The organism is Vibrio tapetis subsp. quintayensis (genome assembly GCF_030409945.1).
GTDB classification, from domain to species: Bacteria; Pseudomonadota; Gammaproteobacteria; order Enterobacterales; family Vibrionaceae; genus Vibrio; species Vibrio quintayensis.
In genome coordinates, this window is sequence record NZ_JAUFQV010000040.1 from 61,947 (window position 1) to 71,218 (window position 9,272).

7 protein-coding genes and 1 other annotated feature are annotated in these 9,272 nt (G+C 42.9%); of the genes, 3 read left to right on the forward strand and 4 right to left on the reverse strand.

What is annotated here, in order from left to right:
* Positions 1–10 precede the first annotated feature (10 nt).
* From pheA to QWZ04_RS20965, 4 genes are all read right to left on the reverse strand, one after another.
* Positions 11–1,186 (reverse strand): prephenate dehydratase, encoded by a 1,176-nt coding sequence (pheA, locus tag QWZ04_RS20950; protein ID WP_290330197.1) that lies wholly within the window; start codon positions 1,184–1,186, stop codon positions 11–13.
* Positions 1,187–1,198: 12 nt separating this feature from the next.
* Positions 1,199–1,321, reverse strand: a sequence feature (Phe leader region).
* A 114-nt stretch (positions 1,322–1,435) separates the two neighbouring features.
* On the reverse strand, positions 1,436–1,771 hold the full coding sequence (hpf, locus tag QWZ04_RS20955; protein WP_290330198.1) for a ribosome hibernation-promoting factor, HPF/YfiA family: 336 nt from the start codon (positions 1,769–1,771) through the stop codon (positions 1,436–1,438).
* A 323-nt stretch (positions 1,772–2,094) separates the two neighbouring features.
* On the reverse strand, positions 2,095–3,543 hold the full coding sequence (locus QWZ04_RS20960) for an MltF family protein (protein ID WP_435433644.1): 1,449 nt from the start codon (positions 3,541–3,543) through the stop codon (positions 2,095–2,097).
* Between the two features lie 120 nt (positions 3,544–3,663).
* Entirely contained in the window at positions 3,664–4,389 is a 726-nt protein-coding gene (locus tag QWZ04_RS20965) for an outer membrane protein assembly factor BamD (RefSeq protein WP_290330199.1), read from the reverse strand.
* 136 nt (positions 4,390–4,525) lie between these two features.
* Here QWZ04_RS20965 and rluD point away from each other — a divergent pair, with 136 nt between their 5' ends.
* The 3 genes from rluD (at position 4,526) to clpB (ending at position 8,922) form a co-directional block, all read left to right on the forward strand.
* Positions 4,526–5,500 carry a 23S rRNA pseudouridine(1911/1915/1917) synthase RluD gene (rluD, locus tag QWZ04_RS20970; protein WP_290330200.1) on the forward strand — a complete coding sequence of 325 codons (975 nt, stop codon included), beginning with the start codon at positions 4,526–4,528 and terminating at the stop codon, positions 5,498–5,500.
* Complete coding sequence (pgeF, locus tag QWZ04_RS20975) at positions 5,500–6,216, forward strand: peptidoglycan editing factor PgeF (protein ID WP_290330201.1); 717 nt, start codon at positions 5,500–5,502, stop codon at positions 6,214–6,216. Before rluD ends, pgeF begins: the two co-directional genes overlap by 1 nt.
* A gap of 132 nt (positions 6,217–6,348) precedes the next feature.
* Positions 6,349–8,922 carry an ATP-dependent chaperone ClpB gene (gene clpB / locus QWZ04_RS20980; RefSeq protein ID WP_290330202.1) on the forward strand — a complete coding sequence of 858 codons (2,574 nt, stop codon included), beginning with the start codon at positions 6,349–6,351 and terminating at the stop codon, positions 8,920–8,922.
* Positions 8,923–9,272 lie beyond the last annotated feature (350 nt).

A 9,272-nucleotide genomic window follows, 5' to 3' on the forward strand; every position in this document is an offset into this window, starting at 1 on the left:
GCTGTTGCCTTTATTCCGTTGGTAGAACGACTTGAGTCGCCTTAATATTTTCTATTGGGTAGCAGCCTAGTACTTTAAGGTGGCGCGTAATTTTGGTTAACTCTGCGATAGCCTGTTGCATGATTTCTGAATCAAGGTGAGATTGTAAATCAACGTAGAACATTTCTTCCCACGGGTTGCCCATGATTGGTCGTGATTCTAGTTTGGTCATGTTAATGCCATAGCGTTGCAGTACCAGTAAGGTCTCTACCAATGAACCAGCCTCTTGAGAGGTTGACATAATCAATGTCGTTTTTGCTGGGATCTGTTGCGACACTTCCACAGGTTTTCGAGCGACCACGATAAAGCGAGTGTGGTTTTCAGTTTGATTGGCAATATTGCCCTGAATCGGTTGCAAGCCGTAAAGTTTGCCACTTGAAGAATTGCCAATCGCCGCGACATCGTCTCGGTTCAGTTCTTTCACTTTCTTCATTGCGTCAGCGGTACTAGCACAGGACTCAAGCGTGACGCCTTTAAGGCGAGAAAGAAACTCACTGCATTGCTGGTGCGGCTGCGGATGCGAGTAGAGTGTTTTTATGTTTTCTAAACGTTGTTCTGTGGTTGCAACCAGACAGTGTTCAATAGGCAGGGTTAACTCACCAACAATGTAAAGAGTGGTGTGCTGAAGTAAGTCATATACCTCATTGATGGAACCTGAGCTGGTATTCTCAATAGGCAGTACACCGTAATCGGCATGACCAGACTCAACAGTGGAGGCGACTTCTTTAAAGTGTTCGCAATTGAGTTCAATTAACTCGGTGTTTTTACGGCTGAAGTATTGGTAACTCGCTAGGTGCGAGTATGACCCTTTTGAGCCTAAAAATGCGACGCGAGCGAGTGGCTTACGGCTCAATGCAGGATTAAGTAAGTTTTGTAAGTAAGATTGTTGGAGTAAAACAGAGTCTTCAATGATGGTGTGAAACAGTTTAGTAATGTACTGCGCATCAAGCTGGTATTTGTCTTTACCGTTATTAATGAGTTTTACTAGTAATTGCTGCTCACGTTCTGCATCACGCACGGGTTTTGCTGTGTCAACTTTGCTCTTGGCAACTTCGATGCTGAGCCCACGTCGCTCAGATAGAAGACTAAGTAATTGGTCATCAAGTTCGTTCAAGCGCAAGCGAATCTCGTCGAGTCTGTTTGTCATTAGAATTATCCCTATAAAAAAGCCTCCCAGTGGGAGGCTTTCTGTTCGTTTTTGACTTTTCTTTCGTAACGATCTTAGCCCCAATATAGTTAGGAGATAAAAAAGAAGTCGAAAAGGAACAGATTGATTGTTGTCATAATGTCGATGGTTTGTTGAATGAACAACCACAATAAGCAAGCAGCATAATGTCGTCAAGTAAAAAAATGGCGCCCATTGGACGCCATTCAATAAATCTAATTTACCGGATGTTTATTCTTCCTCTTCAACGAGTTCAGGTTTCTCTGCGTGGCTTGCACGTCTTGCTTCTGGTTTATGACGCAGTTTGTTCAGTTGGCGTTCTAATTTTTGCTGAACTTCGTTAACAGCGAGGTAAAGATCTTCATTGCTAGCTGATGCAATTAGTTGGCCTTTCGGTACGGAAATAATGGCCTCAATTTTTTTCTGTTTGCTCGGCTCTTCACTAATGCTGGCATTGCATCCGATGATGTCCACTTGCCATTTTTCTAGCTTTTTAAACTTACTTTCAATATGTGTTCGGATTGCAGAGGTAATGTCGATATTTTTACCAGTGATATTTACTTTCATAGATGTTTTCCTCTGTATCATCCCTCATGGGTTAACTCCAGATTACTCATCCATGAATAAATAAATGTGATCAATATCACTAAATTGAGCCAGTTTTTAACAATGAAATTCAAATGTGATCTTACGCAAATTGTGTTTCATCTATCGGTATAAAAAGCTTGTTATCCCCTGAAAACTCTTTAGATTGGTAGGGGAAGTCAGCTAAAAATCATTCGTTTTTTAGGGGCACTTTACAGCCTAATCAAACTTGCCGTTTATTTTTTGTTCACTGAAAAATGTGAGCTAAATCATCGTTAGTCCAAGTCTACTTTTTACTCCCCCGATCACTGCGGATTGACGCCGATTGGTAACAGCGGCGTGGGTAATAATTGCGCGTTTTGTGCCGCTCTTGTTTGCTTCAATGCCGCTAATTGCTTGTAGACGACAAAATATCGGTTGATGTTCGCAACATAGGTTACCGGCTCTCTTCCTACATTTTTTCTCGTAATGACTTCCACATTTTTAAACCAAACGTTCGGGTTATAACCGTGCTTCTCAGCCAATCGCCGCATTTTTCTTATTTTTGCTGGGCCTGCGTTGTACGCGGCTAACGCAAAGTACACTTGGTTATCTTCAGTGATTTCGTCATCATCGAAGTATCGATTCTTAATGAAATTCATGTATTTGATGCCAGCATGAATGTTGTTATCTACTTTGTGGATATCGGGAATATTGACGTTGGGATCTTTCGCAGTGCTTGGCAATACCTGCATTACCCCAACCGCACCTTTGTGTGACACTTTACTTTGGTCCAAACCAGACTCTTGATACCCCTGGGCCGACATCATTAACGAGTCTAAATCGTAACGTGACGAGTACTGGTTAAAAAGCAGGGACAACGACTCAAGGCGCGCAATTTTTTTTGGGTTCAGTACTCTGGTTAGCCAACGAGTGTTGTCGATGTATTTACCGTAAATGACATTACCAAGTAACGTGCCTGAACGAGCGGTCTTTATGTATTGGTTGACGGCTTTTTTTAGCTCTGGGCTCTCTTTTCTCATTGCCCAGGCAATATTTCCGTCTTGGCGCAGTGGAAGTTCGGTATGTACTTGGATGTTTTCCATCACATTTAACCAAAGCTCCGTTTTATGGCTATCTAGCACAGTGGCCGTTATATGACCCAAATTAACTAACTCGATCAGTTCGTAGTCTTGCAGGGTTTCTTCAATAAAATTGATGCTGATCGGTTGTAGGCCTTTCTGGTTTAACTGTTCGTTGACGGTTTGTAGGCTTTCGAAATAACTGGAACTGGCTCTGACCCAAATTTCTTTACCGCTAAGCTGCTCAATTTCATTGATCACTGGATGAGCGTTGTTCGTGACGATCAGCTCTTGTACGCCTCGAAGAACCGGCGTACTAAAATCGACTTCAAGCATACGTTTGTCCGTTACGGTGAGGTTCGCAACGGCTAAATCTCCATGACCACTATTTAACGAGGGAAGTAAATCATCTCTGGGAATCGGAATGACTTGAACGTTGAGGTAAGGGGAGCTTTTTTTTAACTGTTTTTCAAAATGGTACAATAGCTCAGCAATGATGCCTTTTGGTTTACCACCTTCAACATAATAAAAACCAAGATCGGCAGAAACAAGCACTCTCAGAACACCTTTTTCCTTAAACTGGGGCATATCCCCTAAGTGTGGTTCTTTTTGTAAGGGCGAAAGTGATAGTGCCCAAGTTGCCTGCGCAACACAGAGGAGTGATAGCAGAATTAAGGTCCGTTTAATACTCAAAATAACATTATCCTTTGTTAATTTGTTATACAAAGGTTAATGCTAAAGTACTGTTTCGGCAAGTGGTACAAAAAAGCCGCTTATCAATAAGCGGCTTTTATTCAGTAGGTTACTCGATGATTATAATGCGTTTAGCTCAATAAGCTGCTGAGTTCGTGCTACTGACTCTTCTAAGCCCAACTTTTTATAGGCTTGAAGTTGTATATCAAGAGATTTTCTAGCGGCTTCAGTATCTGGGTACGCTTTTTGTAATTCTTGACTGCGATTGATTGCGGCAATCCAAGCTTCGCGACGAAGATAAAAATCGGCAGTAGCGAGGTCGTAGTACGCTAATCTATTCTTTAAAGCAAACATACGTTTTTGCGAATCTTGAGCAAATTCGCTGTCTGGGTAGCGTTGTAATAGGCGTTTAAAGTCACTAAAGGCCATTTTTACAGGTTCAGGATCACGATCAGCACGATCGATGTTAAAGATATCGTGCATAAAGTTGCGATCTTGTCCCATATGAGCCAATCCACGCATGTACAAAACCCAATCGGCTTTATCATGAGTTGGATTCAGTCTGGTGAATCGCTCAATGGTCGCCAAGCTCAGTGGTAAATCTCCGTTTTTATAGTAAACGTAGATTAAGTCCAGTTGTACTTGCTCTGAATAAGCACCGAAAGGATAACGAGAATCAAGAGCTTCCAGTTGATCTATTGCAGTACGCCAGTTACCAGTTTGAAGCGCTATTTTAGCTTCAGAGTACAATTCAGCGGGTGGTACATCAGGCACAATATCTTTACTGGAAGAACAACCAAAGAGAAGTCCTAGAGCCAACAAGCCCGATAAAGTCTGCTTTTTCATATCAGCGAGTGATTCCTTGCATTAAATATTTTTTAACCGTTCGTTACTTCTTGTCGGTTAACGGCTACAATGTGGCAATCCTATATATTATCCACACTAGTGGGTATTAGTCTCCCGGTTTTTAAAAAAGTTCGATATGGCACAGCAGATTGACTTAACAAGTACAGTAAAAAGTAGCCAACTAGGTCAGCGTTTAGACCAAGCAGTGGCTGAATTATTCAGTGACTTCTCGCGTTCACGCATCAAAGAGTGGCTACTAAATGGCAAAATTCAAGTCGATGGTGTCGTTATCACTAAGGCTCGAGTTAAAGTCATGGGTGGTGAAGAGATCATTTTACAAGCAGAGCTTGAAGATGAAGAACGCTGGGAAGCCCAAGATATCCCGCTCAATATTGTGTTCGAAGATGACGATATTATTGTAATCAATAAGCCTCGTGATTTTGTTGTACACCCTGGCGCGGGTACGCCCGATGGCACAGTATTGAATGCATTATTGCATCACTACCCTCAAATCGCAGAAGTACCGCGAGCTGGTATCGTCCATCGTTTGGATAAAGACACAACCGGTTTGATGGTAGTGGCTAAAACCGTTCCGGCTCAAACTCGTTTAGTTCGAGCGCTAGCAAAGCGTCGTATCACTCGTGAATACGAAGCGATTGCCATTGGTAAAATGACGGCTGGTGGTGTGATTGAAAAAGGCATTAGCCGCCACGCGACAAAACGTGTGCTAATGGCTGTAAATGAAACCGGTAAGCCAGCGGTAACTCATTACCGTGTAGCTGAGCACTTCCGTGAACATACGCGTATTCGTTTACGTCTTGAAACCGGTCGTACTCACCAAATTCGTGTGCATATGTCTTATTTGCAACATCCGCTTTTAGGCGATATCGCTTATGGTGGCCGTGCGCGCATTCCTAAAGGTGCAACTCAAGAGCTAACGGATATGATCCGAGCATTTGATCGCCAGGCACTGCATGCGGTGATGTTGAAATTTGTTCACCCAACAACGGGTGAAGAAGTTGAGTTCCACGCACCAGTACCAAACGATATGGTCGTAATGGCTGAAGCGTTGCGCCAAGATGCAAGAGACAACGACGAAGATTACATCTAGTGATCATCCCTAACTGGCCTGCACCTAAGCAGATAAAAGCCGTGAGTTCGACCCGCATTGGTGGCGTATCTCAAGGTATTTATCTCGGTTTAAATGTAGGAACACACGTTGGGGATCAAAGCTCGGTTGTTCAACGCAACCGAGTTATCGCAGCTCACCAAGCGAATATGCCATCAGCGCCTATTTGGCTAAATCAAACACATTCGACCAATATCATTAGAGTATCAGAGCCAACTGGTCTTGTGCTCGATGCTGATGGACTCGTCACGTCTAATAAAAAAGTTGTTCTAAGCGCAATGACTGCCGATTGCCTGCCAGTACTACTGACCGATGTTGAAGGTAGCCTAGTGGCTGCGGTTCATGCCGGGTGGCGAGGATTAGCCGATGGAATTGTCGAAAATGCGTTACTTGCGTTTGATAAACCGGTTATGGCATGGCTCGGGCCTGCAATCGGTGCTCGGGTATTTGAAGTCGGCGATGATGTATTGGAAGCATTCATCACATTTGACGAGAATGCCGTTAAGGCGTTCACTCCATTGCCTAATGGGAAATGGCTAGCTGATATGTCCCTATTAGCGACGCAACGCTTGAACAAAGCAGGGGTTGAATTAGTTTATAACTCCAACCTATGTACCTACAGCGAACCTACCCGTTTTTATTCTTATCGACGAGACGGAATTACAGGGCGACAATGCTCCTTTATCTGGATTGAATAAAGAACGGCTTTCAGTTAAGTGTGATCTAGCGATAACCTCACGTTTGATATTCACCTTTCCCCCCTTGAAATTTCCCTTTTCAGCTACCATCTTACATGCATATCGTAGAGATCAATTGTAACGGAGGCTGACATGCGCCTTGACCGATTTACCAGTAAGTTTCAAGTAGCTATCTCTGATGCTCAATCGCTAGCATTGGGTCGAGATCATCAATACATAGAGCCGGTACACTTGATGGTGTCTTTGCTCAACCAAGACAGCGGCACAGTACGTCCACTCTTAACTATGTTAGATGTTGATGTCATGCAGTTGCGCTCAAAGCTGAGTGAAATGCTAGATAGGCTACCGAAAGTGAGTGGTATTGGTGGTGATGTTCAGTTATCCAGTGCAATGGGTACGGTGTTTAATATGTGCGATAAGGTCGCACAAAAACGCCAAGACAGTTATATCTCTTCAGAAATATTCTTGTTGGCTGCTGTTGACGACAAAGGTGCCCTAGGTCAACTGTTCAAAGAAATGGGACTAACGGAAAAGAAAGTTAGCCAAGCAATTGAACAAATCCGTGGTGGTCAAAAAGTCGATGATCCTAATGCTGAAGATAAAAGACAAGCTTTAGATAAGTTCACCATTGATTTGACCGAAAGAGCAGAACAAGGGCGACTAGATCCCGTTATTGGCCGTGATGATGAGATTCGCCGCACGATCCAAGTTTTGCAGCGTCGTACTAAAAATAACCCAGTTATTATCGGTGAACCAGGTGTTGGTAAAACCGCGATTGTTGAGGGGTTGGCGCAGCGAATCATCAATAATGAAGTGCCTGAAGGTTTACGCGGCAGACGCGTCTTATCATTAGATATGGGCTCTTTAGTTGCTGGAGCAAAGTATCGTGGTGAATTTGAAGAGCGCTTGAAGTCGGTTCTTAATGAATTATCTAAAGAGGAAGGCAATGTCATTCTCTTTATTGATGAACTGCACACTATGGTCGGCGCCGGAAAAGGCGAAGGGTCTATGGATGCGGGCAATATGCTTAAACCAGCTTTGGCTAGAGGTGAGCTGCATTGTGTTGGCGCAACGACACTTGACGAATATCGACAACATCTTGAAAAAGATCCCGCCCTTGAGCGACGTTTCCAAAAAGTCATTGTTGATGAACCAACCGTTGAAGATACCGTTGCAATTCTCCGTGGTTTGAAAGAGCGCTACGAACTGCATCACCATGTCGAAATTACTGATCCTGCAATTGTCGCGGCAGCAACTTTATCTCATCGTTATGTTTCTGATCGACAATTACCGGATAAAGCTATCGATCTTATTGATGAAGCCGCATCGAGTATTCGTATGCAAATAGACTCAAAGCCTGAATCACTCGATAAGTTAGAGCGAAAAATCATTCAATTAAAAATCGAACAGCAAGCTTTGGTTAATGAACAAGATGATGCCAGTTATAAGCGATTGAGTACCATTAATGTTGAGTTGAGTGAAAAAGAACGCGATTACGCTGAGCTTGAAGAAATTTGGAAAGCTGAAAAAGCCGCGCTGTCTGGTACTCAACACATTAAAGCTGAGCTAGAGCAATCTAGAATGGACATGGATATTGCAAGACGAGCGGGTGATTTAAACCGAATGTCAGAATTGCAATATGGTCGAATTCCTGAACTTGAAAAGCAACTCGACTTGGCAGCTCAAGCAGAGATGCAAGAGATGACCTTGTTGAAGAACAAAGTTACCGATGCAGAAATCGCAGAAGTATTATCAAAAGCGACCGGTATTCCTGTATCTAAAATGCTTGAAGCAGAAAAAGAGAAATTATTGCAAATGGAGCAAGTGCTTCATAACCGAGTGATCGGCCAGCAAGAAGCGGTTGAAGTCGTTTCCAATGCAATTAGAAGAAGTCGAGCAGGGCTTTCAGATCCGAACAAGCCTATTGGTTCGTTTTTATTCCTTGGTCCTACTGGTGTTGGTAAAACAGAGCTTTGCAAAACATTAGCGCATTTTCTATTTGATAGCGAAGATTCGATGGTTCGTATCGATATGTCTGAATTTATGGAAAAGCACTCTGTTGCGCGTTTGGTCGGCGCACCTCCAGGTTATGTTGGCTATGAAGAAGGTGGCTATTTAACAGAAGCGGTTCGTCGCAAACCTTATTCAGTGATCTTGCTTGATGAAATAGAAAAAGCGCATCCAGATGTATTTAATATTCTGTTGCAGGTTTTAGATGATGGCCGCCTAACGGATGGCCAAGGTCGAACTGTCGACTTTAGAAATACCGTTGTCATCATGACCTCTAATCTTGGGTCTTCACGTATCCAGGAAAACTTTGCGACCTTAGATTACGAAGGCATAAAAAGAGAAGTCATGGATGTGGTAGGTAAGCACTTTCGCCCTGAGTTTTTAAACCGAGTTGATGAAAGTGTTGTCTTCCACCCATTAGGCCAGAGCCATATTAAATCAATAGCAGCTATTCAGTTGCAACGGCTGGCTGTGCGTATGGCAGATAGAGGCTATGAGTTGGATGTATCGGAACCTGCGTTAAGTTTGATCGCACAAGTTGGCTTTGATCCGGTTTATGGTGCAAGGCCCCTGAAACGAGCGATTCAACAAAGTGTCGAGAACCCACTAGCTAAAGCAATATTAGCTGGTAAGGTCGATCCTGATAAAAAAGTGCAATTGTTGGTTAAGAATGATCGCATTATCGCGCACCAATAACGAAAACAACAAAGAGCCTAAGGGTTCTTTGTTTATTTTTATCTTGGGGTAAGAACTATAAGAGCAGTGCTTTTGTACGTTTTGGTTGATTTGTAATCGAACGACATGGTGAAACCATGTTTTTTTGTTTTAGCTATTGCGCTTCCTATTAAAGTCCCTATAATCCGCTCTCGTTGTCACAAACAAGCTTTTAAGCAGTTGAGGCAACAGGTTATTAAGATGAAAGAAAGTGTTTGACACTGACTCTTATATCGATAGAATAACCGTCCGATTCGAGCATAGCTTAAATCGAAAGCTCTTTAACAATTTAAACCTATCAATCTGTGTGGGCACTCGTTGATGATAATCAA